The following is a 26,112-nucleotide window of genomic DNA, read 5'->3' as shown; positions in this document are numbered from 1 at the left end:
GGCGACTGCAGAGAGAAAAGCTCCGGCGCAATCTGGACGAGGCTATCAACTCAGGCTCCGCGCGATCTCAGTGATGACCTCGAACGCAGTATCGACGTCCGCCACAGTCGTTTCGAACTGCCCGACCTGAAAGCGGATCGCCACCTGCCCGTCCACCCGGGTCTGCGTCAGGTAGATGCGGCCGTCATCGTTGATCGCGCTGACCAGCCGCAAATTGTGCTCGTCAAGGTCGACGCCCGCAGCCGCGAGATGGCGGAATGAGAATAGCGACAGCATCGGTTCCGTGACGATCTCGAAATCCGGTTCCCGAGCCAGCCAGGCGGCGAGGCCCTCTTCCAAGCCATGCGCACGCAGCAGGAACCAAAGTTTCAGCGCGCGGAACCTTCGGCCGAGCGGCACCGACCATTCGGAGTAGTTGATGACCCCGTCGCGGCCATGCGTCTTGAGGAATTCGGGCTTGATCGCCAGCGTGCGCACGAGGTCTTCCGGCTGGCGGATGAATTGCATCGAGCAATCGAACTGTGCGCCCAGCCATTTGTGCGGATTGAAGACGATCGAATCCGCATGTTCGGCGCCGGCCCAGAAATGCCGGAACTCGGGGCAGATCATGGCGGAGCCGGCCCATGCGGCATCGACATGCAGGTAGAGCCCGTGCCGCTTCGCCACCGCGGCAACAGCCGCGACATCGTCGATGCCGCCGGTACTGGTGCCGCCGACGCTGGCGATAATGCCGGCCGGCAGCATGCCGTTTTCGCGGTCGGCGACGATCGCCGCTTCCAGAGCCGCCGTCTGCATAGCGCGGAAGCGTCCCGCGACCGGAATGCGCACGAGGTTCACCTCCCCGATGCCCGACACCCAGATCGCCCGGTCGATGGAAGTATGGACTTGGTCGGAAGAATAGACCCGCACGACCGGCTGGCCTTGCAGGCCGCTGTTGTTGCCTTGCCAGTCGAGCGCGCGCTCACGCATGGTCAGCACGGCGGCAAGCGTCGCCGATGAAGCCGAATCCTGCATGACGCCGGAGAATCCCGCCGGCAGACCAAGCGCCTGCCGCATCCAGTCGACGACCCGCATCTCGAGCTCGGTCGCCGCCGGCGAGGTCTGCCAGAGCATGCATTGCGCAGCCATGGCGGAAACCAGATACTCGGCCACGACGGAGGCCGGTGCCGCGTTGGCCGGGAAATAGGCAAAGAAACGCGGATGCTGCCAGTGCGTCATGCCCGGCAGGATCTTTTGTTCGAAATCGGCGAAGATTGCCTGCATCGTTTCGCCGTCTTCCGGCGGCGCGGCGTCGATGCTTTTGAAGATTTCGCCCGGCTCGACAAGCGGCCGCACCGGTCTTTCGCGAAGGCTGTTTCTGTAGTCGGCGCCCCATTCAGCCGCTCGCAGCGACCATTCGCGGAATTCGTTGCTATTCATCTTCGCCTCCGTAGCGCCTCATCGAGCCGCGGTCCAAGAGCACGAAAAACGAAGGTTTTCATTCGGGAAAATCAGGCAAACTGGCAAAGGCGGTCTTCAGCGCATTCGACCAGCTATCCGAGATCGTACGATAATATTGATCGTCCTGGTTTATTCGCTTTTTGAGGCCGACCTTGAAAGTGTCCTTTTCATAGAACAGCAGATCGAGCGGCAGGCCGACCGACAGGTTCGACTTCAGCGTCGAGTCGAACGACACAAGCAGCAACTTCACCGTCTCGGCGAAACTCATCGTCCTTTCATAAGCGCGGATAATGATAGGCTTGCCGTATTTGGTCTCACCGATCTGGAAGAACGGCGTGTCGTCGGTGGATTCGATGAAATTGCCTTCCGGATAGATCATGAACAGGCGCGGCGCGCTGCCCTTGATCTGACCGCCGAGGATGAAGGAGGCGTTGAAGTAGGAATCCGCCTTTTCGCCCGCCGGCGACGAACTGGTGATGACCTCCTTGACGGTGTCTCCGACCAACCGGACTGTCTGGTACATGGAGGGCGTTTCGAGCAGCGTGGCACGGCGCTCCGCCACTGCCTTGGTGCGTTCGTCGAGCAGGCTGACTACGGCCTGCGTCGTCGCGAGATTGCCGGCCGACATCAAAACGATGACACGCTCGCCCGGCTCTTCCCAGACATGCATCTTCCTGAAGGTCGAGATCGAATCCATACCGGCATTGGTGCGCGTGTCCGACATGAACACGAGCCCGCGATTGATTTTCAGGCCGACGCAATAGGTCATCGAATCTCTTTGGCAACAATCTTGCCGGGGATTACTGCTCCACGGTGACGGTGACCGCAAGCTGTTCTTCCGCCTGTCCCAGCCGAATTCCCGATACCGGCGTGGCGTCGCGGTAATCGCGGCCGGTCGCCACCTTTACATAGCGTTCGTCGGGAGAAATGCCGTTGGCGACATCGAAGGCGACCCAGCCGAGGCCCGAGACATGCGCCTCGGCCCAGGCGTGGCTTGCCGCCTGCTCGATCGCTGCATCCATCATCAGATAGCCGCTGACGTAGCGCGCCGGAAAATCCATGGCGCGCGCCGCGGCAACGAAGATGTGGCTGTGGTCCTGGCAAACGCCGGTCTTGAGCGCGAGGGCCTCTTCGGCCGGCGTCGTCGCGTTGGTGGTGCCTGACGTATAAGCTACACGCTCGCCGATCACCGCCATCAAGCGGTGCAGCCTTTCGATGTCGGTACCCTTGCCGGCCGAGGCAGCAAGCTCGCGAATGCCGCTGCCGATCGTCGTCAGCGGCGTTTCATGGCCGAACAGCCAGAGCGGCGCGAAACCTTGGTGCGGCCCGCAGACGCCGGCGGTGTCGCGCGTCACCACTTCGCCGGCTGCTTCGACGGTGATGAAGTCGCGCTCGCCCTCGACGCTTAACAGCCGGGTATCATTGCCGAAATGATCGGTGAAGCGCACTTCCTCGCGTGCGCCTTCGATCTTCAGCGCCCAGGACAGTACCGTCTGGGTGCGCCCGTTCACCGGGAGCAGCCGCAAACGCTGCAACAGATAATGCACCGGCGCATCATAGCGGTATTCGGTCCGGTGGGTGATCTTCAGCCGCATCGCACTCGTCCCTGGAACATGAGCTTTTCCGAAAACCGGTCTCCGCTTTTTGGGGTCATGCTCAATAGAACCTGTAATCCTGCGCGATCTCGTCGCCGAGCCTGGTGTTGTCGCGGATGAAATTGGCCAGGAATTCATGCAGGCCGGCGTCGAAAATATCCTTGATCGAGCCGGCCGTCAGCATGGCCTGGGTCTTGGCAGCCGTTGCATGACAGGCGTGGCGCTCCCCATAGTCGTCACCCAGGAATTTGAGATGCTCCGTCAGGAAGCGGTAGCAAAAGGTCAGCGAGCGCGGCATGCGGACGTTGAGGATCAGATAATCGGCGATGTTGCTCGGCTTGTAGTCGGCGTCATAAACCCAGCGATAGGAACGGTGCGCCGACACCGAGCGCAGGATCGATTCCCACTGGTAGTTGTCGAGCGTCGAGCCGACCCAGGAGATCGACGGCAACAGCACGTAGTATTTCACATCCAGGATGCGCGCGGTGTTGTCGGCGCGTTCGACATACGTGCCGAGCTGCGAAAAATCGAAAATCTCGTTGCGCAGCATCGTGCCGTAGAACGAGCCGCGGATCAGCGCCGTCTCGCGCTTGATTGCGTCGAGTACGCTGGGCAGGTCGCGCTCGTCGATCGGCTTGGCCAGCATCCGCTTCAGCGACATCCAGGCTTCGTTGATGCTTTCCCAGGTTTCACGCGTCAACGCGGTACGCACCATGCGGGCATTGTTACGGGCCGTTTCGATAGACGACATCGTGCTCGACGGGTTCGACGTGTCGCGCAGCAGATAGTCGGCGACATTGGCGGCGGTGTAGTCGGAATATTTCTGCGTGAAGGCGGCGTCCGAACCGGCGCTGAGCAGCACCGAATTCCACTCCTCCGAAGCGTTCTGAGTGCGAGTTAGCGCCATGCGCAGGCCGGCGTCCACCAGCCGCGCCATGTTTTCCGCCCGCTCGATATAGCGGTTCATCCAGTAGAGCCCGTTGGCGGTGCGGCCGAGAAGCATGTCAGGCGGTCCTGCTGTGAATAGTGAATGGTGAATGGTGAATGGTGACTGTCCAGATTCCAGGGCACGAGGCCGCGTGCGTCACTTCAGGGCATTTCACCAACATCAACGACACATATCCTTATCTATTCACTATTCACTATTCACTATTCACTCTCTAATCATCCAACACCCACGTATCCTTCGTGCCGCCGCCTTGCGAGGAATTGACGACCAGAGAGCCTTCCTTGAGCGCTACTCGGGTCAGCCCGCCGGGCACGATCTGAATACGGTCGGAAACCAGCACATAGGGGCGCAGATCGACATGGCGCGGCGCCAGTCCCTTGTCCGTCAGGATCGGACAGGTTGACAGCGCCAGCGTCGGCTGGGCAATGTAGTTCGACGGTTTTGCTGCGAGCTTTTTGGAAAACTCTTCGCATTCCTTCTTGGTCGCCGCCGGACCGACCAGCATGCCGTAACCGCCGGACCCGTGGACTTCCTTGATCACCAATTCGTCGATGTGTTCGAGCACGTATTTCAGGCTGTCCGGCTCCGAGCAGCGCCAGGTCGGGATGTTGCCAAGCATCGCCTTGCGGCCGGTGTAGAATTCGACGATCTCGGGCATGTAGGAATAGATCGCCTTGTCGTCGGCGATGCCGGTTCCCGGCGCATTGGCGATCGTGATATTGCCGGCGCGGTAGACGTCCATAATGCCCGGCACGCCAAGGGCCGAGTCGGGGCGGAAGGTCAGCGGATCGAGGAACGAGTCGTCGACACGCCGGTAGAGCACATCGATCTGCTTGTAGCCCTCGGTAGTGCGCATCGCGACATGGCCATCGACGACGCGCAGATCCTGTCCTTCAACAAGCTGCACGCCCATCTGGTCGGCAAGGAAGGCATGTTCGAAATAGGCTGAGTTGAAGCTGCCCGGCGTCAGCACGGCAATGGTCGGCGCGCCCTTGGTGCTTTGCGGCCGCACTGCGGCCAGCGACTGGCGCAAGAGCTGCGGATAATTCTCCACCGGCCGCACCTTGATCTGCTGGAACAACTCAGGAAAGAGCTGCATCATCGTCTCGCGGTTCTCCAGCATGTAGGAGACGCCGGACGGCGTGCGCGCATTGTCCTCCAGCACGTAGAACTCGTTCTCGCTGATGCGTACGATGTCGACGCCGATGATGTGGGTATAGACGCCGGCCGGCGGCCGCACCCCGATCATCTCGGGCAGGAACGCCTCGTTCTTGGCGATCAACTCCTTCGGCACCCGGCCGGCGCGCAAGATCTCCTGGCGATGGTAGATGTCGTCGAGAAAGGCGTTCAGCGCCTGGACGCGCTGCTCGATGCCTTGCGTTAGCCGTCGCCATTCATTGCCCGAAATGATGCGCGGAACGATGTCGAAGGGTATCAGCCGCTCCGATGCTTCCTGCTCGCCGTAGACGGCGAAAGTGATGCCGGTCTTGCGAAAAACGCGTTCGGCGTCTTGCATCTTCTCGGTAAGCCTGGCCGGGTCCTGTTCCTTCAGCCAGCGATCGTAAGCCGAATACGGTTTTCTCAGCCCGGAAACTTCCGGAAGCATTTCGTCGAACGCTGCCAATCGCATACTCCCCTGTGACGCCATTTCACTGGCCTCACTGGAGAAAATCAAGCGCAATCGGTGATTTGGCGGGCCCCGGCGATCAGTATATCGCGGTTGCCTAAAATTAAGGCAGCACCAATAGGGCCTTGATCAGGCTTTGCCTCGTGTCCGGGCAATGCCGGACGAGATCAAAAGGCGCGAAAGGTGACGACCGTGAACGTGTCCTTGATGCCGGGAAGAATCTGCACTTTCTCGTTGACGAAGTGGCCGATGTCTTCCTCGTCGTCGACATAGAATTTGGCGAGCAGGTCGTAGTTTCCGGCTGTCGAGTAGATTTCCGAAGCGATCTCGGCATCGGCCAAAGCGCTGGCAACGTCATAGGCCTTGCCCAGATCGCACTTTATCTGCACGAAAAATGCCTTCATTGCCTGGTCCTGCCCAAGATGCACACTCTAGGTATAATCGAGCGGCCCTTGTGGCAGACTGCCGTTCGCCTTTCAAGCATCGGGCATCGCTCAGGCTGTTCTCGCCTCGACAATGCGTTCTCGGTCTGGACACGGACTGCCGCGCCGAATGTTTGCGCTCGGCTGAAACCCTGAAGCACTGCAAAGCGTATGGTATCATGTACCTTCGGACAGCGATTTCTCAGGGACAACGGAGACAGGCCATGCGCCGCGCGTTTTTCGCATTCGCAGTCGTTCCATTCATTTTCGCATCCCCGGCGTTCGCCGGCGACGCCGAAGTCAAGGCAGCGCAAACGGTCATCGATGGTCAATTGAAGGCCTTCATCGCCAATGACGGAGCGACGGCCTACAGCTTTGCCGCACCGAATGTGAAACGCATCTTTCCGACCGTCGATACCTTTATGAACATGGTGACCAACGGCTACCCGCCGGTGCGCCAGCCGCAGACCTACTCCTTCGGCAAGGTTCGCGAGACGAGCCCGACCTCGATCATCCAGCAGGTGCTGATCGTCGGCCCGGATGGCAAGGACTACGAGGCGGTCTACACGCTCGAATTACAGCCTGACGGCAGCTTTCGGATCACCGGCTGCAGCTTGCGCGCGTCCACGTCGCTCAGCACCTGAGGGGCGCTTGAGGAGGGGCAAAGCTGTCTCAATCCTGTCGCCGGTAGAGCGTCCAGCTCAGGCCTGAAAACCCCCAGTGTCTCGACGCGTCGGCCCGTTCATAGGCCAGAGCGCATGCGACCGCCGGTTCGACATGTTCGGCTTGTTTCTCCACGTCTCCCTCGAGGATCAGCCAGGCGGCCCGTTCGGTGCACAACCTGTCGTCTGGAACCAGCAATGCCCGACGATCCATTCGCGCCGCAAAATAGTCGACGACCATGGCGGTGCGGAAATCACTGTTGCTGGCATAGGTGGCGGCGCGACTTCTGGTCATCTCGTCGACCATAGCAGCGTACGAGCCGCGTCCGTACTGATAGAACTGGAGCAGCGACGAAATGCTTCCACTCACCACGATCGCCGGCGCCCCCATCGCAAGTAGCCTGGCAGTCCCGCGCGCATCCAGGCCGCGGCCAATCATCTCGCCGGCCCAGAGCAGCAGCAATGTTCCGCTGATGATGAAATAGCGCGGGAACTCGAGATTGGGCAGATGTGCCGCCGCCATGAGCAAAGGCAGTCCGATAATCCCGATGGCATAAAGGCTGGCCCGGCGACCGCGCCAGACACCGGCGGAGAGGCCGACAAGACCACAGGCGGCAACGATATAGGGCCCGTCGCCGAACCAGGGTGGCAGCCCGAACAGAGAGCGGATCATCCCGCCATAGCCCTGCGCGAAGGCGGCAATCGAGAACGGCGAAACACCACCGACACTGAAGCCGAACAGCCTGCCGCCGACAAACACAGGCCTCGCTGGATCAGCGGCGAAGCGTCGGGGCCGATGAGATAGAGATAGACCGAGTTGAGGAAATGATTGTTGTCGTGATTGACGCGCCAGAATATCTGATCGATCGAGGTCAGCGGCTCGATCAGTGCAAAGCTCCAGATCTCGTCCAGCCAAAGGTCGCCGCGCGCGCCAAGCAAGCGCAAGACCAGACCGGTCACGGCGATCACCAGAGCGGCAAGCAACGACCCCGCCGTCCATTGCTGGACCGCCACGGAAGACGAAAGCCGAAGCGATGCCATTCGTCCGCACCGTCGTGCCAGGAACTGAAACTTGCCCCGAAACGAACAGGTTCTTGATCCTCGCCCAACGTTGTCCGGCAATGCTTATTAGGCAGACGTTTCAAAACAGTTCATGGCAGGTGCAGCTCCTCGTTGGAGCCGGATTCCTGGCGAGCATGCCTACCGGACGGCGAGGTCACCGTTTGCCCATTGCTGCGTGATGATCTCGGCTTGTTCGGCGAACCTGCCAGCCTCGATCGCTTCACGAATGTCGCGCATCAGCTGCTGGTAATAGGACAGATTGTTCCAGGTCAGGAGCATCGCCCCAAGCGCCTCTTGCGAGCGCACCAGATGGTGCAAATAGGCCCGCGAATAGTCGCGTGCGGCCGGGCAGTCGCTTTCCTCATCGAGCGGGCGCGGATCGTCGGCATGGCGGGCGTTGCGCAGATTGACCTTGCCGCGCCGTGTGTAGGCAAGGCCATGGCGCCCTGCCCGCGTCGGCATCACGCAGTCGAACATGTCGATGCCGCGCGCCACCGACTTCAAGATATCGTCCGGCGTGCCGACACCCATCAGGTAGCGCGGCCGGTCAGCCGGCAGCTCCGGGCAAGTGATGTCGAGCATCTCCAGCATCACCGCTTGCGGCTCGCCGACAGCCAGCCCGCCGATCGCATAGCCCTTCAGCTCCATTGCCTTCAGCGCCTGCGCCGAGCGCAGCCGCAGATCCGGCACGTCGCCGCCTTGCACAATGCCGAACATCGCCTTGCCGGGCTGCTCGCCGAATGCCGCCTTGCAGCGCTCGGCCCAGCGCAGCGACAGCTCCATGGCGCGCTCGATCTCTTTTTCCTTGGCTGGCAGCGCCGTGCACTCGTCGAGCTGCATCTGGATGTCTGAATCGAGCAGCCCCTGGATCTCGATGGAACGCTCCGGCGACATCTCGTAGGCGCCGCCGTCGATATGCGAACGGAAGGTCACGCCATTCTCGGTCAGTTTCCGCAGCTTCGACAGCGACATCACCTGGAAGCCGCCGCTGTCGGTGAGGATCGGATACGGCCAACAGGCGAATTCATGCAAGCCGCCGAGCCGAGCCACGCGCTCGGCGCCGGGTCTCAGCATCAGGTGATAGGTATTGCCAAGGATGATGTCCGAGCCGACGCCGCGCACCTGATCCATATACATGGCCTTCACCGTGCCGCCGGTGCCGACCGGCATGAAGGCAGGCGTGCGGATTTCGCCGCGCGGCATGGTGATTACACCACGCCGCGCCCTGCCGTCGGTCGCCAGCACCGTGAAGGTGAATGCGTTAGTCATTGAATTCCCTAGCCATCGAACTCCTTGTCGAATACCGCCGCGTCCGGAGCCTGCTTATCGAGCGACTGGCGGTAGCGGATGCAGCCGCGCATGAATTTCGGCCACGGCGGCACGGCAATCGCCGGCTCGGTCTTTTCGGGCAAAAGCGACCACAGGTCGGGATGATGCCAGCACAGATCGTGGCCGGTGGCGTCGCGGTGTTGGCGGATGCCGGCGCGCAGTTTCCTGACCTCGGCGATCAAGGCTTCGCGGTCGAAGGTTTCAAGGTCATCGTCCATCGGTATCCTTCCTGAACAGAAGACTTGCGTCTCCATAGGAATAAAACCTGTAGCGGTTCTCGATCGCATGCGCATAGGCCGCGCGCATCGTCTGCAAACCGCAGAAGGCCGAAACCAGCATGAACAGCGTCGAACGCGGCAGATGGAAATTGGTCATCAGCATGTCTGCGGTCTTGAAGCGATAGCCGGGCGTGATGAAGATGTCGGTCGGGCCTGACCATGCTGCCAGCCTGCCGTCCTCGCCAGCCGCGCTCTCCAACAAGCGCAGCGATGTCGTGCCGACAGCGATAATGCGCCCTCCTTTTGCTTTCGCCGCATTCAGCGCCTCGGCGGTTTCCGGGCTGACCGAACCGGTTTCGGCGTGCATCTTGTGGTCGGCGGTGTCGTCCGCCTTCACCGGCAAAAACGTGCCGGCGCCGACATGCAGCGTGACGAAACGGCGCTCTATGCCCTTGGCGTCGAGCGTCGCAAACAGCGCCGGCGTGAAATGCAGCCCTGCCGTCGGCGCGGCGACGGCACCCTCCTCCCTGGCATAAATGGTCTGGTAATCACTGCGGTCGCGTTCGTCGTCGTCGCGCCTGGAGGCGATGTAGGGCGGCAGCGGGATGTGGCCGACGGCATGCAGCGCCTCGTCGAGGAACGGACCTGACAGGTCGAAGCCGAGCAGCACCTCGCCGCCTTCCCCCTTCTCGATCACGGTCGCATCGAGTTGGCCGAGAAAGCAGGAATTGGCGTCATGACCGAAATGGATGCGATCGCCGGCGGCGACGCGCTTGCCCGGACGCATGAAGGCGAGCCAGCGGTCGGGCGCCGTCCGCATATGCAGCGTGGCTTCGACCTGCGCCGCCGCCTCGCCGCGCCGCCTGATGCCCTTCAGCTGCGCCGGAATGACCTTGGTGTCGTTGAAGACCAGCACATCACCGGCCTTGAGCAGGGACGGCAGGTCGCGCACCGTCCGGTCCTCGAGCCCCTCACCCGGCCTGACCACCAGCATTCTGGCGCTGTCGCGCGGTTCGGCTGGGCGAAGCGCGATGCGCTCTTCCGGCAGATCGAAGTCGAAAAGATCGACGCGCAAGAAATCCCCGCCTCAAGGTTCCGGGCAGGTCACCGCCCAGGCGCCGACACCGTCTATGCTCAATGTGCCGCCCATCGCGAAACTGGACTGCTCGCTGGCTTTGACCAGCCGCAATTTGGCGACGATCGAGCTGAGGCCCTCATCAGTGAGATCGATCAGCATACGCTCGTCGTCTTCGAATGCCTGCCCGACGATCACTTTCGTTGAACCCGGCTGGCCGTCGGTGGTCCATGTCTTGCCGTCGGCATCCAGCCACACGCGCGCCACCGCAATGACGGCCGTGTGTCCCATCAAAACGTCGATCGACGCCGCGCCGCCGTCGGCGCTGCAAACGATCGATTCCGTCGCCAGCGCCGGAGTGGCCGCCGCGACGAGCACAAATGCGATGGCCGCGACAGCCCGGCTGGTCATTTCACGTCGGCCGCGACCTTGAGCGACACGATCTTGTCGGGATCCTGCACCGGTTCGCCGCGCTTGATCTTGTCGACATTGTCCATGCCTTCGATGACTTGGCCCCATACCGTGTACTGGCGGTTGAGGAAGGCGGCGTCGTCGAAGCAGATGAAGAACTGCGAATTGGCCGAGTTCGGGTTCTGCGAGCGCGCCATCGAGCAGGTGCCGCGGCCGTGGTTGGCGTTGGAGAACTCGGCCTTCAAGTCGGGCTTGTCGGAACCGCCCGTACCGGCGCGGGTCGGTGCGAAAGACGGCTTGTTGGAGTTGCCGAACTTGACGTCGCCGGTCTGCGCCATGAAGCCGTCGATGACGCGGTGGAAGACCACACCGTCATAGGCGCCTTCGCGCGCCAGCTCCTTGATGCGGCCGACATGGCCGGGCGCCAGGTCTGGAAACAATTCGATGACGACCTTGCCCTTGGTCGTGTCCATGATGAGCGCGTTCTCGCGGTCCTTGATCTCGGCCATGTCAGAAATATCCTTTTGAAACTTGGGTTTATTTGCCGTCGGCGGCGATGCGCACCTTGATCATGCGATCGGGGTCGGTCACCGTCCCGTTCTGCGCCTCTTCGCCTTTCTTGATGTGGTCCACCAGCTCCATGCCGCTGACCACATTGCCAACGATGGTGTACTGGCCATCGAGCGGCGGTGCCGGCGCGAACATGATGAAGAATTGCGAATTGGCGGAATTCGGATCGTCGGAGCGGGCCATGCCGACCACGCCGCGCTGGTAGTGCTCGGTGCTGGAGAATTCGGCCGGCAGGTCAGGAAGATCGGAGCCGCCGGTGCCGACCGCGTCGGCATTGAAGCCGCTCTTCATGTTGCCGAACTTGACGTCGCCGGTCTGTGCCATGAAGCCGTCGATGACGCGGTGGAAGGCGACGTTGTCGTAGGCGCCCTGGCGCACCAGCTTTTTGATCTGCGCGACATGCTTCGGCGCAAGGTCGGGCCTCAGCGCGATGGTCACGTCGCCGTCCTTCAGCGTTACGATCATGGTGTTTTCCGGATCGGCGGCAAACGCCGACACGGATGCGGTCACAAGACCGGCAAGCACGGCAAGCAAGAAGGCAAGCTTTTTCAGCTGCATGGGATCTTTCTCCGAATATCTTCGTTCATGCAAGTCGTTACCCAAAGCCGGGTTCCACTTTTGGGCGACATGCATTTATTTCGCGAATTTGGCGGTGAGCGCGCCGGCCACGGCCGCCGGCACGAAGGGGCGGATGTCGCCTCCCATCGAAGCTATCTGGCGCACAAGTGTGGCGGTAATGGTGCGCACCGATGGGCTGGCGGGCAGGAAAACCGTCTGCAGCTCCGGTGCCATGGTCTCGTTCATGCCGGCCATCTGCATCTCATAGTCGAGATCGGTGCCGTCGCGCAGGCCGCGGATCATGATCGAGGCGCCATGCTTCCTGGCTGCGTCGATGACCAGCCCGTCGAAGTCGACTACTTTGATACGCGCACCGTCGCTGCCGAATTCCGCCTTCGCGGCCGTTTCGATAAGATCGACCCGTTCCTCGAAGGAAAACAGCGGCTTCTTGCCGGGATGGATGCCGATCGCCGCATAGATGGTATCCGCCACGGCCAGCGACGCCTTCAGGACGTCGAGATGGCCGTTGGTCAGCGGGTCGAAAGAGCCGGCATAAAGGGCGATGCGTTCGGTCATGGCAGGTGCTTCTAGCGAGCCTCTCCCCTAAAGGCAAATCCGATCGGCAGGCCCGCCCCATGAACCTTTTGGCCTACGTGAACGACAGATGAATGTGCCGCTCACAACGGCTTCACGCGGTGTTCACTAAGTTTGCAGCTGCAGAAGATGAAACCAAACACCCATCTAATCGTTGTTAGGCGCAGGAGAACACGCACATGCTGATCTACATGCTCGCCACCGCAATGACCGTCGCCATGCTGATCGCCACCGTATTCGGGTTGCATCAGGAAGCACAGCGCGTCCGCGCCAAGGCCAATACCAAGCGGTTCGAAGGCTTCGGCAACCGCAAGCCTTATCGCCACTTCTAGATTGCGGGGGTTTCTTCACAACGCCGGCCAATAGGGCTGGCGCCGCCGTGGCAAACTCACTCGACGGTAGTGTTTGGCTCCCCACCTTCGGCATCGGTAACAGCGCCACCTTCAACCTCGACACTCTCTTCGATCTCCTCGTCCGCTTGCGGCTCTGAAATCCGCTCCACCGAAACGACCTTCTCGCCCTCTGCGGTATTGAAGATGGTAACGCCCTTGGTGGCGCGGCTGGCGAAACGAATACCGTTGACCGGGACGCGGATAACAGTGCCGCCATCCGAAACCAGCATGATCTGATCGTCATTGCCGACCGGGAAGGTCGCCACCAGGCGGCCGATTTCGGCCGTTTTCGACACGTCGGTGGCACGAATACCCTTGCCGCCACGGCCGGTCAGACGGAAATCGTAGGACGACGAACGCTTGCCGTAGCCATATTCCGTCACCGTCAGCACGAACTGCTCATGTGCCTTGAGGAATTCGTAGCGCTCGTCGGAAAGCTCCGCCTCTTCGCCGACCTCCTCATTGGTGAGCTGGATTTCCTCTTCCTCGCCGGCCGCGATGTCGGCGGCAAGCCGGCGTTCGGCCACCACCCGCTTGAGGTAGGCGGCACGCTCCGCCGGCGGTGCATCGACATGCTCGATCACCGCCATCGAGATCACCCTGTCGCCATCGGCCATCGCAATGCCACGCACGCCGACCGAATTGCGGCTCTGGAAGACGCGTACGTCGCTGACCGGAAAGCGGATGCACTGGCCGGAACTTGCCGTCAAAAGCACGTCCTCATTGTCGGTGCAGGTCTCGACGCCGAGGATCTCGTCGCCTTCCTCGTCCAGCTTCATGGCAATCTTGCCGTTGCGGTTGACCTGGACGAAGTCCGAAAGCTTGTTGCGGCGCACGGTGCCGCGCGTGGTGGCAAACATCACGTCGAGCTCGCCCCAGCTCGTCTCATCCTCCGGCAGCGGCATGATGGTGGTGATGCGCTCCCCCTGTTCGAGCGGCAGCATATTGATCAGCGCCTTGCCGCGCGATTGCGGGTTGCCGATCGGCAGGCGCCAGACCTTTTCCTTGTAGACAATGCCGCGCGAGGAGAAGAACAGCACCGGCGTGTGCGTGTTGGCGACGAACAGCCGGGTGACGAAATCCTCTTCCTTGGTCGACATGCCGGAGCGGCCCTTGCCGCCGCGGCGTTGCGCCCGGTAGAGCGACAACGGTACGCGCTTGATATAGCCGGAATGGCTTACCGTGACGACCATGTCCTCGCGCTGGATCAGATCCTCGTCTTCCATGTCCGCCCCGCCCTCGGCGAGCTCGGTGCGGCGCGGCGTGCCGAATTCGTCACGCACGGCAATGAGCTCGTCCTTGACGATCTGCTGGATGCGGGCGCGGGACGACAGGATATCGAGATAATCCTTGATCTCGTCGCCGATCGTGTTCAGTTCGTCGGCGATCTCGTCGCGGCCGAGCGCGGTCAGGCGCTGCAGGCGCAGTTCGAGGATGGCGCGCGCCTGTTCCTCGGAGAGATTGTAGGTGCCGTCCTCGTTGATGCGATGGCGCGGGTCGTCGATCAATAGAATCAGCGATTCCACGTCGCCCGAAGGCCAGCGCCGCTCCATCAACTGCTCGCGTGCCGTCTGCGGGTCCGGAGCGCTGCGGATCAGCTTGATGACTTCATCGATGTTGGCAACGGCGATGGCAAGGCCGACCAGCACATGGGCGCGGTCGCGCGCCTTGCGCAGCAGGAATTTCGTGCGCCGGCTGATCACCTCTTCACGGAAGGCGACGAACGCCTTCAGCATGTCGGTCAGCGTCAGCAATTCCGGCTTGCCGCCGTTCAGCGCCACCATGTTGGCGCCGAAGGATGTCTGCAGCGGGGTGAAGCGGTAGAGCTGGTTGAGGATGACATCGGCGACCGCGTCGCGCTTCAGTTCGATGACGACGCGGTAGCCCTGGCGGTCGCTCTCGTCGCGAATGTCGGAAATGCCTTCGATGCGCTTGTCGCGCACCAGTTCGGCCATCTTCTCGATCATCGACGCCTTATTCACCTGATAGGGAACCTCGGTGATGACGATCGATTCACGGTCGTTGCCGCGCGCCTCGACGTTGACGCGGCCGCGCATGACGATGGAGCCGCGGCCGGTCGAATAGGCGCTGTAGATGCCGGAACGGCCAAGCACGATGCCGCCGGTCGGGAAATCCGGCCCCGGAATGATCTCCATCAGTGCCGGCAGATCAATCGCCGGATTGTCGATGAGGGCAATGGCGCCGTTGCAGACCTCGCCCAGATTGTGCGGCGGGATGTTGGTGGCCATGCCGACTGCGATACCGCCGGAGCCGTTGACCAACAGGTTCGGGAAGCGCGCCGGCAGGACTTTCGGTTCGCTGCCCGACGCATCGTAAGTGTCCTGGAAATCGACGGTGTCCTTGTCGATGTCTTCCAGCAACTCATGCGCGACCTTGGTCAGCCGCGATTCCGTGTAGCGCATCGCCGCCGGAGGATCGCCGTCGATCGAGCCGAAATTGCCCTGCCCGTCGATCAGTGGCACGCGCAGCGACCAATCCTGTGCCATGCGCACCAAAGCGTCGTAGATCGAGGCGTCGCCATGCGGATGGTATTTACCCATCACGTCGGCGACCGGGCGTGCCGATTTCACATATTTGCGGTTCCAGTGATAGCCGCTCTCATAGGCGGCGTAGAGGATGCGGCGATGCACCGGCTTGAGGCCGTCGCGCACGTCCGGCAGCGCACGGCTGACGATCACGCTCATGGCGTAATCGAGATAGGAGCGCTGCATCTCCTCGATGATGGATATCGGCTCGATGCCGGTGGGGCCGCCGTCGGCGCCGCGCGGTGTCTTTTGGTCGGTCAAATCGGATCACAATCTAATCAGGAATCACTTGGTGCTTATATAGGAAGCCGGCCCGAAACTCCAACAATCGCGGCAGTTTTCCAGTGTGGTTTTTAGCGGCAAATTCAAAAGGATACACCAATTGCGACGATATGGCCGTGGCTCGCTTTCACGAGCGTCGCCGGCGGGCGCGATAAGTACCCGGCGCCTCGTCCATCAGCCGCCGGAAACGGCGATTGAAGGTCGACAGATCGTTGAATCCCGCCGCAAAGGCGATCGCCGAAATCGCCTGATCCGACGTCCGCAGCCGCACGGCTGCCCGGTGCAGCCGCGCTCTCAGCAGGAATTGGTAGGGCGTCATGCCGGCAACTTGCCGGAAGGTGCGCAGGAAATGGTAGGGGCTGGTGGCGGTCTCGTCGGCGAGTTCGGCAAGCGAGATCGGCCGGTCGGCATCGACTTCGATGCGCCGCACCGCTTCGGCGACGCGCTTCTGGTCACGGCGGCTCGGCGCGCTCTGTCCTTCCGTAGCGCTGCAAGCCGCTGTCACCGCCGCACCGGCAATGCGCAGGGCGAATTCTTCGAACGCGCCGGTGTCGGCCATCTCGCGCGCCGCCTCCGCTTCGGCAAGCAGCGGCACCAGCGCCGGCAAGGGCGGCAGGCGCGGCGTGCCGAAATCAAGCTGCTTCGCGCCCGGCACGTCGGCGACGATCCGCTCCATATAGGCCGGTCCGAAATGGAAGGAGAGGCAGCGGTCGCCGGCGCCATGCTCGTGGCCGCATTCGTAGCATGTGCCGGGATTGCCGAGCAGGAGCGCGCCCGGCGCCAGCATCGCCGTGCCCTGGCGCGCACGATAGCGGAAGGTGCCGCTGGTTACGGCGGCGACGCAGAAATCCCGATGCTCCTCCTCGAATGGCCTGTCGGCGGCACCAGCGGTGCAGATGACATCCGACACCTGCCAGCCTCGGCCCGACGCCAGCCTATGTGCGCTCGTCGTCATCGCCGAAACATAGCAACTTTTCCCAAGCGCAGAACCCCTGTCGGCCTCTATGCTTGACGGTCTCCTGACAAGATGAGAGCGAAGCCATGTCCAATTCCTTTGCCAAGGCCCTGCACAGCGATGGGCCCGTACCGGCCCTTGCCGAGAAACTGAATCTTTATGGCCGCTTCGTCGGCGCCTGGACGTTCGACGCCACGCGCCATCTCGAGGACGGTCAGGTGCTGACCGGGCGCGGCGAAGTGCATTTCGGCTGGGTGCTCGAAGGCCGCGCGATCCAGGACGTATGGATCCTGCCTGCCCGTGACGCCGGCGCCTCGCCCTCGCTCGGCAAATGGACCTTCTACGGCACGACGTTGCGCGTCTACGACCCCGGCGTCGACGCCTGGCACATCTTCTGGAGCGATCCGCGCAACCAGTACTATAGCCGCCAGCTCGGCCGCGCCGAGGGCGACACCATCATCCAGGAAGGCGCAGACGGCACCGGATCGGCTGTGCGCTGGAGCTTTTCGCGCATCACCGAAAATTCGTTCCGCTGGCTGGGCGAACGCTCGCAGGACGACGGCGCGACCTGGCGGCTCGAAGTCGAGTTCCTGGCGCGCCGGGCCGTCAGCCCCTGATCCGCACGGTTTCCACTGGCTCCGCTTTGCTCTACCAATCCCGTTATCCGGCATTGCCGGCGGGGAGGGTCAGCATGCCGAGCTTCGACAGCCTGTTCAACGCCTTCGTCACCATACTGGTGACGATCGATCCGCCCGGCCTGGCGCCACTCTTCCTCGCCGTGACCCGCGGCATGAACCGCGAGGAGCGCAACCAGGTCTCCGTACGCGCCTCGGTCATCGCATTCCTGGTGATGGCGTTGTTCGCAATCGCCGGCGCATCGATCCTGTCAGTCTTCGGCATCACTCTGCCGGCCTTCCGCGTCGCCGGCGGCTTTCTTCTGTTCTTCATCGCCTTCGAAATGGTGTTCGAGCGCCGGCAGGACCGTAAGGAGAAGATCAGCGACGTCGCCATCACCAGGGACATGATCCACAACATCGCCGCCTTTCCGCTGGCGATCCCGCTTATTGCCGGTCCCGGCGCGATTTCGGCGACCGTCCTGCTCTCAAGCTCGTTTCAGGGTTTTGGCGCCCAGACAGCACTTGTCGGCATCATCGCCATCTGCCTTGTCATCACCTATCTGGTGTTCGTGCTGTCAGAGCGCATCGACCGTATTCTCGGCCAAACCGGCCGTTCGATCCTGACACGGCTGCTCGGCGTCATCCTGGCGGCGCTCGCCGTACAGTTCGTCGCCGACGGCATCAAGGCGCTGATGGCGACTTAGGAACTGCCCTACTTCGCTGTCGTTTCAATGACTTCGAAGTCGTGGGTAATCTCGGCGGTCTTGGCCATCATTGCCGAGGCCGAGCAGTATTTCTCGATCGAAAGCCCGATCGCCCGCTTCACCTTGTCGTGTGACAGCGCCCGGCCCTTGACGACAAAATGCATGTGGATGCGGGTGAACACCTTGGGATCGGCTTCTGCACGGTCGGCATCGAGTTCGACCACGCAATCTTCAACCGCCTCGCGCCCCTTTTCGAGGATATGGACCACGTCATAGGCCGAGCAGCCGCCGGTGCCGATCAGCACCAGTTCCATTGGGCTCGGCCCCGGCGTCTTGCCCTCCGGCCCGAACGCAGTGCCTAGCACCAGCTTGTGCCCACTGGCGGACTCGCCAACGAAAGTGCGCTCCTCGACCCATTTGACCCTTGCTTTCACTTGATACGTCCTTTCACCGCTCAAACGCACAACGTCCCGAAAATCCAAGACAGATTTTCGGGACGCCATTTCGTGGCCAAGGTGCCGGCGCTTTTCGCCGCAAGGGCAGTCCGCCCCGAGAAATCAGAACGGGATTTCGTCGTCCAGCTCGCGCGACGAACCACCGCCGCCCTTGTTGGCGCCACCGCGATTGAAACTTTCGCCCGGGCCGGACTGGCCGAAATCGGAACCGCGGCTCGCACCACCACCGGCATAGTTGCCGACCTGGCCGCCGCCCTCGCCCCGCGCATCGAGCATCTGCAGCTCGCCGCGGAATTTCTGCAACACGACCTCGGTCGTATAGCGGTCATTGCCGGTCTGGTCCTGCCATTTGCGCGTCTGCAGCTGGCCCTCGACATAGACCTTCATGCCCTTCTTCAGATACTGCTCGGCCACCTTGGCGATCTGGTCGTTGAAGATCACGACATTGTGCCACTCGGTCTTTTCCTTGCGCTCTCCGGATGTCTTGTCGCGCCAGCTTTCCGACGTCGCGATGCGAATGTTGACAACCGGGTCACCCGAATTCAGGCGGCGGATTTCAGGGTCCGCCCCGAGGTTGCCCACCAGAATGACCTTGTTGACGCTACCCGCCATGATACTTCTCCGCGCTCATCCGAAACCAGATTTCTGTCGCTGCACCTTACAGGCTACGGATAATCCCTGCCTGCCGTCGCTGCCTTTTCCCACAACGTTTTTGTTCTCTTTTCGTTCTACAATACAGGCCCTGCACTGTCAATAGTTGTCAGTAAGAAGTAGTGTCTTGACGTCGAATTTCCACAGACCATGGGATCGAGGCGAACGCATGAAAATGGTTGCGCATGACGATCAGCCGCAAGAAGAATGGCGGGTGGGAGTAAAGACCCGAATGCATGTCTCGGCCTGCAACGGCGCAACTCAACTTTGCATATTCGAACAATGGGTCGAACCAGCGGTTGGCGCCCCGACACATTGGCACCCGGTCGAGGAAGTGCTTACCGTCATCGCCGGCAGGGCCGAGATGTGGATCGACGAAGAGCATCTCGTCTTGACTGCCGGACAGTCGCTTGTTGTTGCCGCGCGCAGGCAACATGGCTTCCGAAACGTCGGCTCCGAAACGCTTCATATCCATGCTGTGCTCGCGTCACCAGTTTTCGAGGCGACGTTTAGCGGATCCTCTGACATGGTGAGACGCTGGCTTCCGGCGAGTTTGTAAAACCTCGCCTGTCGTAAAACACTGCTTGCCAAACCGATAAGTATCGACTTATGCTTCGGCATGATCGAAGCAGAGATTTTTCGGGCACTGGCCGATCCAACACGTCGCGCCGTCTATGAGCGGCTCGCCGACGGCGAGATGACGGTGTCGGAACTGCGCACTGGCATGCCGGTATCGCAGCCGGCGGTATCGCAGCATCTCGCAGTGCTGCGCGGCGCCGGCCTCGTGGTCGAGCGCCGGGCCGGCCGCAACGCCTATTACCGCGCCGATCCGAAGGGGCTTGCGCCGCTGCTCGGCTGGATCGAACGCTACCGCGCGTTCTGGCCAGAGCGCATCGAAAGGCTCAAGACGGTTTTGAAGGACATGGACCAATGACCAGCCGAGGCAAAGAACGCGCGGAAATGGCAGCAGACAAGATCGAGTTCGAGTGCGAGCTGCCCGAGCCGCCGGAAAAGGTGTGGCGGGCGCTGACGGTGCCGGACCTGCTCGCGGCCTGGATGATGCCAAACGACATTGAACCAACGATCGGTAGCCGCTTTGCATTTAAAGCGCCGGAGGCGCCGATCGAGTGCGAAATCCTCGACGCGGATCCCGGACGGCTGCTGCGCTATTCCTGGCGGGAGCGGCCGGCGCCCGGCGGCACGCAGGTGCCGCCCGGCAGCCCCGTGGACAGCCCAATGGACGACAGCCCAGTGGACAGCATCGTCACCATTACGCTCGACCGAACCTTTTCCGGCGGCACGCATCTGCGCATCGTCCATGATGGTTTTGCTCGGGCAGCGATGCCGGAGATCGCGATGGCAGGCGCCGGTTGCCGGCTTTCCTTTGAAGCGCGCACTCCCAGGCACACCCAGATCGCCGCAAACACCCCGCGCCTCTTCCTGCGCGCGGCCTGAACGACAACAGTCAACGGAGACAAACGATGAGCGGCCTTGCCAATCTGGTGCCGATGGTGATCGAGCAGTCGAGCCGCGGCGAACGCGCCTTCGACATATTTTCGCGGCTACTGCGCGAGCGCATCGTCTTCATCAACGGGCCCATCGACGACGGCACCTCGGCGCTGGTCTGCGCCCAGCTTCTGTCGCTGGAATCCGACAATCCCGACAAGGAGGTCTCGCTCTACATCAACTCGCCGGGCGGCGTGGTGACCAGCGGTTTCGCCATCTATGATACGATGCAGTATATCAGCTGCCCGGTCTCCACCGTTTGTATGGGTTTCGCCGCCTCGATGGCCTCGTTCCTTTTGATGGCCGGCACACCGGGGCGGCGCATCGCGCTACCCAACACTAGCATCGTGCTGCATCAGCCTCTCGGCGGTTTCCAGGGCCAAGCCTCCGACATCCAGCGCCATGCCGAGGGCATCCTCCGCACCAAGCGGCGCATGACCGATCTTTACGCCCACCATTGCGGCCGCAGCTACGAAGAAGTGGAACGCACACTCGACCGCGACTTTTTCATGACTGCCCAGGAGGCCAAGGATTGGGGCCTCGTTGACCATGTTTTCGACACTCGCAAGCAGGCCGCGTGAAGCACCTTCAAACGGAACTGAGCGATATGAGGGCCGGCAACTTTCAGCGCCGCCGGTCTGGCTTCGGCGCTATCGCCGCACTATAGTCAGGTGATGACCGCCAGCCGTTCATCCAGCCTATGCCTTGCCATTGCCGCCATTGTGGGCACGAACATGCTGGTGGGCATGGCACTTGCCCAAGATAATTCGACGTCTTCGCAAAAAGGCGCCCTGCCCGGTGTGACCAGCGACTATCGCATCGCCGAGCCAACTCCGCAGCCCGAGCCCGACGACGTGGTTCCAAGCAGCGGCAACGGCACGTTCAAGATCGGCGATACCGACGTTCGGATTTCCGGCAGCATAACCATCGATGTCGCTACCGGCGGGATCAGGCCTCCCAGCCGCTAAGTTCGCCTGGTGTGAACCACAAATATTGCGCTTCAAACGAACAGCCCCGCCATTGCTTTTGCAACTGACGGGGCTTCTTGGATCTGAAATCCAAATTGCCGGGAGTGTACTGCCGGCTTTTTATTTCGGATGCTTCGCGGCGTTCAGCCGACGATCCGACTAGCAGTCTCTAATTGTTGTGGGGATCGGCAGGTCAACGTTGGCAGGTGGCGCTAAACGCCTGACCTGGCTACTTATACCTGCCGCGGCTCCAGCGACACGTGGAGCCTCAAGGAACTATCCGGTGGAGTCATGCCTCTGCTCTCCTTCTGTTCGTTGTGACTGTCGTCGTCGAAGCGCTCATCGCATAACCCGCGGCGTCTCGCAGGCTAGCCCCAGGCCGCGAGGCCATCGAAAGACGGCCGGCTTCGTTGACGCTTGGAGTCTGCCCCCGTGACACATGGACGTCAACCTTGAATAGCCGATTACCGAAAAATGTGATCGCAAGACGCTTTGTGAAGCCGGCTGTACGGGCAGCTTTTGTCAGGAGCGTGTTCAGCCTTTGTTCTTTCCGCTTGCCCGTTCGCGCGAAAGGCGGTTAAACGCTTTGGTCGAGAGTTGTGGCGTCTCTCGAAAAGGCGGCGAAATTACCTACATAGGGGATGGTCGGGAAAACCCGCCCATCCCACGAATTCCAGATTCTGAGGCGGCGACCGGCGATGGCCGACCATAAATATCTCTCCATTCGCGGGGCACGCGAACACAATCTGAAGAATGTCGATCTCGACCTGCCGCGTGACAGCCTGATTGTCATGACCGGCCTGTCGGGGTCGGGCAAGTCGTCGCTTGCCTTCGACACCATCTACGCCGAGGGCCAGCGCCGCTATGTCGAGAGCCTTTCGGCCTATGCACGGCAATTCCTCGAAATGATGCAGAAGCCGGACGTCGACCAGATCGACGGCCTATCGCCGGCGATCTCCATCGAGCAGAAGACCACCTCGAAAAACCCACGTTCGACGGTCGGGACCGTCACCGAGATCTACGACTATATGCGGCTTTTGTTCGCCCGCGTCGGTGTACCCTATTCACCGGCCACTGGCCTGCCGATCGAGAGCCAGACGGTTTCGCAGATGGTCGACCGGGTGCTTGCAGTCGAGGAAGGCACCCGGCTGTTCATTCTGGCGCCAATGGTGCGCGGCCGCAAAGGCGAGTACCGCAAGGAACTGCTGGAGCTGCAGAAGAAAGGTTTTCAGCGCGTCAAGGTCGATGGCGTCTTCTACGAGATCGCCGACGTGCCGGCGCTGGACAAGAAGTACAAGCATGACATCGACGTTGTCGTCGACCGCATCGTCGTGCGCGGCGATCTGGCGACGCGGCTCGCCGATTCCATCGAGACCGCGCTGAAGCTGGCCGACGGACTGGCGGTAGCGGAATTTGCCGACAAGCCGCTCGACGCCAGCCAGACCGGCGAGGATTCGGTCAACAAATCGAAGAACGAGACGCATGAACGCATGCTGTTCTCGGAAAAGTTCGCCTGCCCGGTGTCCGGTTTCACCATTCCCGAGATCGAGCCTAGGCTGTTCTCCTTCAACAATCCGTTCGGCGCCTGCCCAACCTGCGACGGGCTCGGCAGCCAGCGCGCCATCGATGCCAGCCTGGTCGTGCCCGACGAGAATGTTTCGCTGCGCGCTGGCGCCGTCAGCCCGTGGGCGAAGTCGACCTCGCCCTATTATGCGCAAACCCTGGAAGCGCTGGGCGTTGCCTATGGGTTCAAGCTCGGCGACAAGTTCAAGGATTTGAGCGAGGAGGCAAGGCAAGCCGTCCTGCACGGCACCGGCGAGCGCGAAATCACCTTCCACTACGATGACGGCCTGCGCTCCTACAAGACGACGAAAACCTTCGAGGGCGTCATCCCCAATCTCGAGCGCCGCTGGAAGGAAACCGAATCCGCTTGGATGCGCGAGGAGATCGAGCGCTTCATGTCGGCCACACCCTGCCCGGCCTGCCGCGGCTATCGGCTGAAGCCCGAGGCGCTCGCGGTCAAGATCGCCGGCAAGCACATTGGCGAGGTCACCGAACTGTCGATCCGCAAGGCCGACCAGTGGTTCACCGATCTGCCCGCTTCGCTCAACGACAAGCAGAACGAGATCGCGGTGCGCGTGCTCAAGGAAATCCGCGAGCGGCTGCGCTTCCTCAACGATGTCGGGCTCGATTATCTGACGCTGTCGCGCAACTCCGGCACGCTGTCAGGCGGCGAGAGCCAGCGCATCAGGCTCGCCTCGCAGATCGGCTCCGGCCTGACCGGCGTGCTTTACGTGCTGGACGAGCCGTCGATCGGTCTGCACCAGCGTGACAATGCCCGCCTGCTCGACACGCTGAAGCATCTGCGCGACATCGGCAACACGGTCATCGTCGTCGAGCATGACGAGGACGCCATCCTGCATGCGGACTACGTCGTCGATATCGGCCCGGCCGCCGGCATCCATGGCGGCCACATCATCGCCCAGGGCACGCCGCAGCAGATCATGGCGACGCCCGCTTCGATCACCGGCAAATATCTGTCGGGCGAGCTCGAAGTGGCGACGCCTGCGGTTCGGCGCGAGGCGAAAAAGAACCGCCGGCTGAAGGTCGTCGGCGCGCGCGGCAACAATCTGAAGAACGTCACCGCCGAAATCCCGCTCGGCACGTTTACCGCCGTCACCGGCGTGTCCGGCGGCGGCAAGTCGACCTTCCTGATTGAGACCCTGTTCAAGGCGGCGTCGCGCCGCATCATGGGCTCGCGTGAACATCCGGCCGATCACGACCGCATCGAGGGGTTGGAATTCCTCGACAAGGTCATCGACATCGACCAGTCGCCGATCGGGCGCACCCCGCGCTCCAACCCCGCCACCTATACCGGCGCCTTCACGCCGATCCGCGACTGGTTCGCCGGCCTGCCGGAGGCCAAGGCACGCGGCTACCAGCCGGGGCGCTTTTCGTTCAACGTCAAGGGCGGCCGCTGCGAGGCCTGCCAGGGCGACGGCGTCATCAAGATCGAGATGCACTTCCTGCCCGACGTCTACGTCACCTGCGACGTCTGCCACGGCAAGCGTTACAACCGCGAGACGCTCGACGTGCTGTTCAAGGGCAAGTCGATCGCCGACGTCCTCGACATGACGGTCGAGGAAGGCGTCGATTTCTTCGCCGCCGTGCCCGGCGTGCGCGACAAGCTGGAGACGCTGAAACGGGTCGGCCTCGGCTACATCCATGTTGGCCAGCAGGCAACGACTTTGTCGGGCGGCGAGGCGCAGCGCATCAAGCTTGCCAAGGAACTGTCGCGCAAGGCGACCGGCAAGACGCTCTACATTCTGGATGAGCCAACCACCGGCCTGCATTTCCACGATGTCGCCAAGCTGCTTGAAGTGCTGCACGAGCTGGTCGACCAGGGCAACACGGTCGTCGTCATCGAGCACAATCTCGAGGTGATCAAGACCGCCGACTGGGTACTCGATCTCGGCCCCGAGGGTGGCGACGGCGGCGGCGAGCTGGTGGCGTCCGGCACGCCGGAGGACATCGTCCGCGAAAAACGCAGCTATACCGGGCAGTTCCTGAGGGAATTGCTGGAGCGGCGCCCCGGAGGCAAGCGCGAAGCGGCGGAGTGATGGCAAAGAACGGTCTCCTCACGGTCCAAAGCCGCTTCGGCGTGGCCGAAACCATCGATCGCCTGGTCGAGACTGTGGAACGTGCAGGATTGCTGGTCTTCGCCCGCATCGACCACGCCGCCGGTGCGCGCAGTGTCGAAACATCACTGCGTCCAACCCAGCTCCTGATTTTCGGCAATCCGAAAGGAGGTACGCCGCTGATGCAGGACCGGCAGCTTGCCGGCATCGATCTGCCGGTCAAGGCGTTGGCTTGGGAGGATGAGCAAGGCAAGGTCTGGCTCTCCTACAATGATGCGCACTGGATGGCTGATCGCCACGACTTGGGCGACGCCAGTCGCAATGCCGTCGCGGCGATAGCGGCCGGCATGGACAAGGTGATTGCGGCCGCTGCCAGCGCGGGCCAGTTTTGATCATGAGAGCCGCTCGGGCCGATGATCTCGCCACGGTGATCTCGCTGACGGAAGCCGCCTACGCGCCTTACACCGCGATGCTCGGAGCACCGCCGATCCCGGTTACCGAGGACTATGCGCCGCACATCGAGCGCGGCGAGGTCTGGCTTTCGGAGCAAGATGGGCAGACGGCTGGCTTGATCGTTCTCGAACGACATGCGGACCATACAATGATCTTCAGCGTCGCCGTTGCGCCCGCCTTTCAGGGCAAGGGTTTCGGCATCGGGCTGCTCGACTGGGCCGAGCAACAGACGCGCCTGTGGAGCTTGGCTGAAATCCGACTCTACACCAATTCCAGAATGGAACGGAACGTTTCGTTGTATAAGGCCTACGGATTTCGCGAAACGGGTCGCCGGCCCAATCCATATCGGTCAGGATGGACGGTCGTCGACATGGCGAAAGCCGTCGAGACGACCGCCATCGCGTGATCCTTTTCTGCAAACCGGGAGGACTAC

31 protein-coding genes are annotated in these 26,112 nt (G+C 61.9%); 12 read left to right on the top strand and 19 right to left on the bottom strand.

The window, feature by feature from the left end:
* Window positions 1-45: 45 nt before the first annotated feature.
* The 6 genes from E5W70_RS00230 to E5W70_RS00205 all read right to left on the bottom strand — a co-directional run bounded on the left by E5W70_RS00230 (window position 46) and on the right by E5W70_RS00205 (window position 6,015).
* The gene (locus E5W70_RS00230) at window positions 46-1,419 is read right to left on the bottom strand and encodes a pyridoxal-dependent decarboxylase (RefSeq protein WP_292653469.1); all 1,374 of its coding nucleotides are present in this window, start codon (window positions 1,417-1,419) and stop codon (window positions 46-48) included.
* Between the two features lie 58 nt (window positions 1,420-1,477).
* Window positions 1,478-2,209, bottom strand: coding sequence for a peptidase (locus E5W70_RS00225; RefSeq protein ID WP_292653468.1), 732 nt, complete (start codon window positions 2,207-2,209; stop codon window positions 1,478-1,480).
* A 31-nt stretch (window positions 2,210-2,240) separates the two neighbouring features.
* Window positions 2,241-3,035, bottom strand: a complete 795-nt coding sequence (locus tag E5W70_RS00220) for a transglutaminase family protein (protein ID WP_292653467.1) — start codon at window positions 3,033-3,035, stop codon at window positions 2,241-2,243.
* Between the two features lie 61 nt (window positions 3,036-3,096).
* Window positions 3,097-4,038 carry an alpha-E domain-containing protein gene (locus E5W70_RS00215; protein WP_292653466.1) on the bottom strand — a complete coding sequence of 314 codons (942 nt, stop codon included), beginning with the start codon at window positions 4,036-4,038 and terminating at the stop codon, window positions 3,097-3,099.
* A gap of 157 nt (window positions 4,039-4,195) precedes the next feature.
* On the bottom strand, window positions 4,196-5,608 hold the full coding sequence (locus E5W70_RS00210; RefSeq protein WP_023674884.1) for a circularly permuted type 2 ATP-grasp protein: 1,413 nt from the start codon (window positions 5,606-5,608) through the stop codon (window positions 4,196-4,198).
* A gap of 170 nt (window positions 5,609-5,778) precedes the next feature.
* The gene (locus E5W70_RS00205; protein WP_023674883.1) at window positions 5,779-6,015 is read right to left on the bottom strand and encodes an Lrp/AsnC ligand binding domain-containing protein; all 237 of its coding nucleotides are present in this window, start codon (window positions 6,013-6,015) and stop codon (window positions 5,779-5,781) included.
* Window positions 6,016-6,257: 242 nt separating this feature from the next.
* Here E5W70_RS00205 and E5W70_RS00200 point away from each other — a divergent pair, with 242 nt between their 5' ends.
* The gene (locus E5W70_RS00200; protein ID WP_292653465.1) at window positions 6,258-6,677 is read left to right on the top strand and encodes a DUF4864 domain-containing protein; all 420 of its coding nucleotides are present in this window, start codon (window positions 6,258-6,260) and stop codon (window positions 6,675-6,677) included.
* A gap of 28 nt (window positions 6,678-6,705) precedes the next feature.
* Here E5W70_RS00200 and E5W70_RS00195 read toward each other — a convergent pair whose 3' ends face one another.
* The 9 genes from E5W70_RS00195 to coaD all read right to left on the bottom strand — a co-directional run bounded on the left by E5W70_RS00195 (window position 6,706) and on the right by coaD (window position 12,494).
* Window positions 6,706-7,368 carry a hypothetical protein gene (locus tag E5W70_RS00195; protein ID WP_292653464.1) on the bottom strand — a complete coding sequence of 221 codons (663 nt, stop codon included), beginning with the start codon at window positions 7,366-7,368 and terminating at the stop codon, window positions 6,706-6,708.
* On the bottom strand, window positions 7,365-7,736 hold the full coding sequence (locus E5W70_RS00190; RefSeq protein ID WP_292653463.1) for a hypothetical protein: 372 nt from the start codon (window positions 7,734-7,736) through the stop codon (window positions 7,365-7,367). The genes E5W70_RS00195 and E5W70_RS00190 overlap by 4 nt, the downstream gene beginning before the upstream one ends.
* Before the next feature lie 159 nt (window positions 7,737-7,895).
* Window positions 7,896-9,026: a tRNA guanosine(34) transglycosylase Tgt gene (gene tgt, locus E5W70_RS00185; RefSeq protein WP_292653462.1), complete on the bottom strand. Its 1,131-nt coding sequence runs from the start codon at window positions 9,024-9,026 to the stop codon at window positions 7,896-7,898.
* 8 nt (window positions 9,027-9,034) lie between these two features.
* The gene (locus E5W70_RS00180) at window positions 9,035-9,304 is read right to left on the bottom strand and encodes a hypothetical protein (protein WP_292653461.1); all 270 of its coding nucleotides are present in this window, start codon (window positions 9,302-9,304) and stop codon (window positions 9,035-9,037) included.
* Window positions 9,294-10,379: a tRNA preQ1(34) S-adenosylmethionine ribosyltransferase-isomerase QueA gene (queA, locus tag E5W70_RS00175; RefSeq protein WP_292653460.1), complete on the bottom strand. Its 1,086-nt coding sequence runs from the start codon at window positions 10,377-10,379 to the stop codon at window positions 9,294-9,296. The genes E5W70_RS00180 and queA overlap by 11 nt, the downstream gene beginning before the upstream one ends.
* A 12-nt stretch (window positions 10,380-10,391) precedes the next feature.
* Window positions 10,392-10,757, bottom strand: a complete 366-nt coding sequence (locus tag E5W70_RS00170; protein WP_292653459.1) for a hypothetical protein — start codon at window positions 10,755-10,757, stop codon at window positions 10,392-10,394.
* Window positions 10,758-10,786: 29 nt separating this feature from the next.
* The gene (locus E5W70_RS00165) at window positions 10,787-11,299 is read right to left on the bottom strand and encodes a peptidylprolyl isomerase (RefSeq protein WP_023717788.1); all 513 of its coding nucleotides are present in this window, start codon (window positions 11,297-11,299) and stop codon (window positions 10,787-10,789) included.
* A 28-nt stretch (window positions 11,300-11,327) separates the two neighbouring features.
* A complete protein-coding gene (locus tag E5W70_RS00160) occupies window positions 11,328-11,918 on the bottom strand; it encodes a peptidylprolyl isomerase (protein WP_292653458.1) in 591 nt (196 codons plus the stop codon).
* Window positions 11,919-11,993: 75 nt separating this feature from the next.
* Window positions 11,994-12,494: a pantetheine-phosphate adenylyltransferase gene (gene coaD, locus E5W70_RS00155; protein WP_292653457.1), complete on the bottom strand. Its 501-nt coding sequence runs from the start codon at window positions 12,492-12,494 to the stop codon at window positions 11,994-11,996.
* A 197-nt stretch (window positions 12,495-12,691) separates the two neighbouring features.
* On the opposite strand from coaD, the gene E5W70_RS00150 reads away from it, so the two are divergent.
* Window positions 12,692-12,844: a hypothetical protein gene (locus E5W70_RS00150; RefSeq protein WP_254817366.1), complete on the top strand. Its 153-nt coding sequence runs from the start codon at window positions 12,692-12,694 to the stop codon at window positions 12,842-12,844.
* A gap of 56 nt (window positions 12,845-12,900) precedes the next feature.
* Here E5W70_RS00150 and gyrA read toward each other — a convergent pair whose 3' ends face one another.
* Window positions 12,901-15,711 carry a DNA gyrase subunit A gene (gyrA, locus tag E5W70_RS00145; RefSeq protein ID WP_292653456.1) on the bottom strand — a complete coding sequence of 937 codons (2,811 nt, stop codon included), beginning with the start codon at window positions 15,709-15,711 and terminating at the stop codon, window positions 12,901-12,903.
* A 148-nt stretch (window positions 15,712-15,859) separates the two neighbouring features.
* The gene (locus E5W70_RS00140) at window positions 15,860-16,687 is read right to left on the bottom strand and encodes an AraC family transcriptional regulator (RefSeq protein ID WP_292653455.1); all 828 of its coding nucleotides are present in this window, start codon (window positions 16,685-16,687) and stop codon (window positions 15,860-15,862) included.
* An 86-nt stretch (window positions 16,688-16,773) separates the two neighbouring features.
* On the opposite strand from E5W70_RS00140, the gene E5W70_RS00135 reads away from it, so the two are divergent.
* Both E5W70_RS00135 and E5W70_RS00130 read left to right on the top strand, forming a co-directional pair.
* Window positions 16,774-17,304 carry a hypothetical protein gene (locus E5W70_RS00135; protein ID WP_292653454.1) on the top strand — a complete coding sequence of 177 codons (531 nt, stop codon included), beginning with the start codon at window positions 16,774-16,776 and terminating at the stop codon, window positions 17,302-17,304.
* Between the two features lie 74 nt (window positions 17,305-17,378).
* Window positions 17,379-18,008, top strand: coding sequence for a MarC family protein (locus E5W70_RS00130; RefSeq protein WP_292653453.1), 630 nt, complete (start codon window positions 17,379-17,381; stop codon window positions 18,006-18,008).
* Between the two features lie 8 nt (window positions 18,009-18,016).
* On the opposite strand, the gene E5W70_RS00125 is transcribed toward E5W70_RS00130, so the two are convergent.
* Together E5W70_RS00125 and E5W70_RS00120 are read right to left on the bottom strand one after the other, a co-directional pair.
* Window positions 18,017-18,442: an OsmC family protein gene (locus E5W70_RS00125; protein WP_292653452.1), complete on the bottom strand. Its 426-nt coding sequence runs from the start codon at window positions 18,440-18,442 to the stop codon at window positions 18,017-18,019.
* Between the two features lie 123 nt (window positions 18,443-18,565).
* A complete protein-coding gene (locus E5W70_RS00120; RefSeq protein ID WP_292653451.1) occupies window positions 18,566-19,075 on the bottom strand; it encodes a single-stranded DNA-binding protein in 510 nt (169 codons plus the stop codon).
* A 208-nt stretch (window positions 19,076-19,283) separates the two neighbouring features.
* On the opposite strand from E5W70_RS00120, the gene E5W70_RS00115 reads away from it, so the two are divergent.
* From E5W70_RS00115 to E5W70_RS00080, 8 genes are all read left to right on the top strand, one after another.
* Entirely contained in the window at window positions 19,284-19,673 is a 390-nt protein-coding gene (locus E5W70_RS00115) for a cupin domain-containing protein (RefSeq protein WP_366509630.1), read from the top strand.
* A 60-nt stretch (window positions 19,674-19,733) separates the two neighbouring features.
* Window positions 19,734-20,048, top strand: a complete 315-nt coding sequence (locus tag E5W70_RS00110) for a metalloregulator ArsR/SmtB family transcription factor (RefSeq protein ID WP_292653450.1) — start codon at window positions 19,734-19,736, stop codon at window positions 20,046-20,048.
* On the top strand, window positions 20,045-20,569 hold the full coding sequence (locus E5W70_RS00105; RefSeq protein ID WP_292653449.1) for an SRPBCC domain-containing protein: 525 nt from the start codon (window positions 20,045-20,047) through the stop codon (window positions 20,567-20,569). The genes E5W70_RS00110 and E5W70_RS00105 overlap by 4 nt, the downstream gene beginning before the upstream one ends.
* A 26-nt stretch (window positions 20,570-20,595) precedes the next feature.
* Window positions 20,596-21,201, top strand: a complete 606-nt coding sequence (locus E5W70_RS00100) for an ATP-dependent Clp protease proteolytic subunit (RefSeq protein ID WP_292653448.1) — start codon at window positions 20,596-20,598, stop codon at window positions 21,199-21,201.
* A 93-nt stretch (window positions 21,202-21,294) separates the two neighbouring features.
* Window positions 21,295-21,588 (top strand): hypothetical protein, encoded by a 294-nt coding sequence (locus tag E5W70_RS00095; RefSeq protein ID WP_292653447.1) that lies wholly within the window; start codon window positions 21,295-21,297, stop codon window positions 21,586-21,588.
* Between the two features lie 698 nt (window positions 21,589-22,286).
* The gene (gene uvrA, locus E5W70_RS00090; protein WP_292653446.1) at window positions 22,287-25,208 is read left to right on the top strand and encodes an excinuclease ABC subunit UvrA; all 2,922 of its coding nucleotides are present in this window, start codon (window positions 22,287-22,289) and stop codon (window positions 25,206-25,208) included.
* On the top strand, window positions 25,208-25,618 hold the full coding sequence (locus E5W70_RS00085) for a DUF302 domain-containing protein (RefSeq protein WP_292653445.1): 411 nt from the start codon (window positions 25,208-25,210) through the stop codon (window positions 25,616-25,618). The genes uvrA and E5W70_RS00085 overlap by 1 nt, the downstream gene beginning before the upstream one ends.
* Window positions 25,615-26,085, top strand: coding sequence for a GNAT family N-acetyltransferase (locus E5W70_RS00080; protein WP_292653444.1), 471 nt, complete (start codon window positions 25,615-25,617; stop codon window positions 26,083-26,085). The genes E5W70_RS00085 and E5W70_RS00080 overlap by 4 nt, the downstream gene beginning before the upstream one ends.
* Window positions 26,086-26,112: the final 27 nt, after the last annotated feature.

The sequence above is a fragment of the Mesorhizobium sp. genome, assembly GCF_005063415.1.
Classification (GTDB): domain Bacteria; phylum Pseudomonadota; class Alphaproteobacteria; order Rhizobiales; family Rhizobiaceae; genus Mesorhizobium.
The sequence above is the reverse complement of the archived record's forward strand: the minus strand, read 5'-3'. Positions and strand labels throughout refer to the sequence as shown.

What these genes read in the sequence shown, in the direction of transcription:
- E5W70_RS00230 (WP_292653469.1), bottom strand. Translation starts at nt 1,419, where the DNA reads ATGAATAGCAACGAATTCCGCGAATGGTCGCTGCGAGCGGCTGAATGG.
- E5W70_RS00225 (WP_292653468.1), bottom strand. Translation starts at nt 2,209, where the DNA reads ATGACCTATTGCGTCGGCCTGAAAATCAATCGCGGGCTCGTGTTCATG.
- E5W70_RS00220 (WP_292653467.1), bottom strand. Translation starts at nt 3,035, where the DNA reads ATGCGGCTGAAGATCACCCACCGGACCGAATACCGCTATGATGCGCCG.
- E5W70_RS00215 (WP_292653466.1), bottom strand. Translation starts at nt 4,038, where the DNA reads ATGCTTCTCGGCCGCACCGCCAACGGGCTCTACTGGATGAACCGCTAT.
- E5W70_RS00205 (WP_023674883.1), bottom strand. Translation starts at nt 6,015, where the DNA reads ATGAAGGCATTTTTCGTGCAGATAAAGTGCGATCTGGGCAAGGCCTAT.
- E5W70_RS00200 (WP_292653465.1), top strand. Translation starts at nt 6,258, where the DNA reads ATGCGCCGCGCGTTTTTCGCATTCGCAGTCGTTCCATTCATTTTCGCA.
- E5W70_RS00195 (WP_292653464.1), bottom strand. Translation starts at nt 7,368, where the DNA reads ATGATCCGCTCTCTGTTCGGGCTGCCACCCTGGTTCGGCGACGGGCCC.
- E5W70_RS00190 (WP_292653463.1), bottom strand. Translation starts at nt 7,736, where the DNA reads ATGGCATCGCTTCGGCTTTCGTCTTCCGTGGCGGTCCAGCAATGGACG.
- tgt (WP_292653462.1), bottom strand. Translation starts at nt 9,026, where the DNA reads ATGACTAACGCATTCACCTTCACGGTGCTGGCGACCGACGGCAGGGCG.
- E5W70_RS00180 (WP_292653461.1), bottom strand. Translation starts at nt 9,304, where the DNA reads ATGGACGATGACCTTGAAACCTTCGACCGCGAAGCCTTGATCGCCGAG.
- E5W70_RS00165 (WP_023717788.1), bottom strand. Translation starts at nt 11,299, where the DNA reads ATGGCCGAGATCAAGGACCGCGAGAACGCGCTCATCATGGACACGACC.
- E5W70_RS00160 (WP_292653458.1), bottom strand. Translation starts at nt 11,918, where the DNA reads ATGCAGCTGAAAAAGCTTGCCTTCTTGCTTGCCGTGCTTGCCGGTCTT.
- coaD (WP_292653457.1), bottom strand. Translation starts at nt 12,494, where the DNA reads ATGACCGAACGCATCGCCCTTTATGCCGGCTCTTTCGACCCGCTGACC.
- E5W70_RS00150 (WP_254817366.1), top strand. Translation starts at nt 12,692, where the DNA reads ATGCTGATCTACATGCTCGCCACCGCAATGACCGTCGCCATGCTGATC.
- E5W70_RS00140 (WP_292653455.1), bottom strand. Translation starts at nt 16,687, where the DNA reads ATGACGACGAGCGCACATAGGCTGGCGTCGGGCCGAGGCTGGCAGGTG.
- E5W70_RS00135 (WP_292653454.1), top strand. Translation starts at nt 16,774, where the DNA reads ATGTCCAATTCCTTTGCCAAGGCCCTGCACAGCGATGGGCCCGTACCG.
- E5W70_RS00130 (WP_292653453.1), top strand. Translation starts at nt 17,379, where the DNA reads ATGCCGAGCTTCGACAGCCTGTTCAACGCCTTCGTCACCATACTGGTG.
- E5W70_RS00120 (WP_292653451.1), bottom strand. Translation starts at nt 19,075, where the DNA reads ATGGCGGGTAGCGTCAACAAGGTCATTCTGGTGGGCAACCTCGGGGCG.
- E5W70_RS00115 (WP_366509630.1), top strand. Translation starts at nt 19,284, where the DNA reads ATGAAAATGGTTGCGCATGACGATCAGCCGCAAGAAGAATGGCGGGTG.
- E5W70_RS00110 (WP_292653450.1), top strand. Translation starts at nt 19,734, where the DNA reads ATGATCGAAGCAGAGATTTTTCGGGCACTGGCCGATCCAACACGTCGC.
- E5W70_RS00105 (WP_292653449.1), top strand. Translation starts at nt 20,045, where the DNA reads ATGACCAGCCGAGGCAAAGAACGCGCGGAAATGGCAGCAGACAAGATC.
- E5W70_RS00100 (WP_292653448.1), top strand. Translation starts at nt 20,596, where the DNA reads ATGAGCGGCCTTGCCAATCTGGTGCCGATGGTGATCGAGCAGTCGAGC.
- E5W70_RS00095 (WP_292653447.1), top strand. Translation starts at nt 21,295, where the DNA reads ATGACCGCCAGCCGTTCATCCAGCCTATGCCTTGCCATTGCCGCCATT.
- uvrA (WP_292653446.1), top strand. Translation starts at nt 22,287, where the DNA reads ATGGCCGACCATAAATATCTCTCCATTCGCGGGGCACGCGAACACAAT.
- E5W70_RS00085 (WP_292653445.1), top strand. Translation starts at nt 25,208, where the DNA reads ATGGCAAAGAACGGTCTCCTCACGGTCCAAAGCCGCTTCGGCGTGGCC.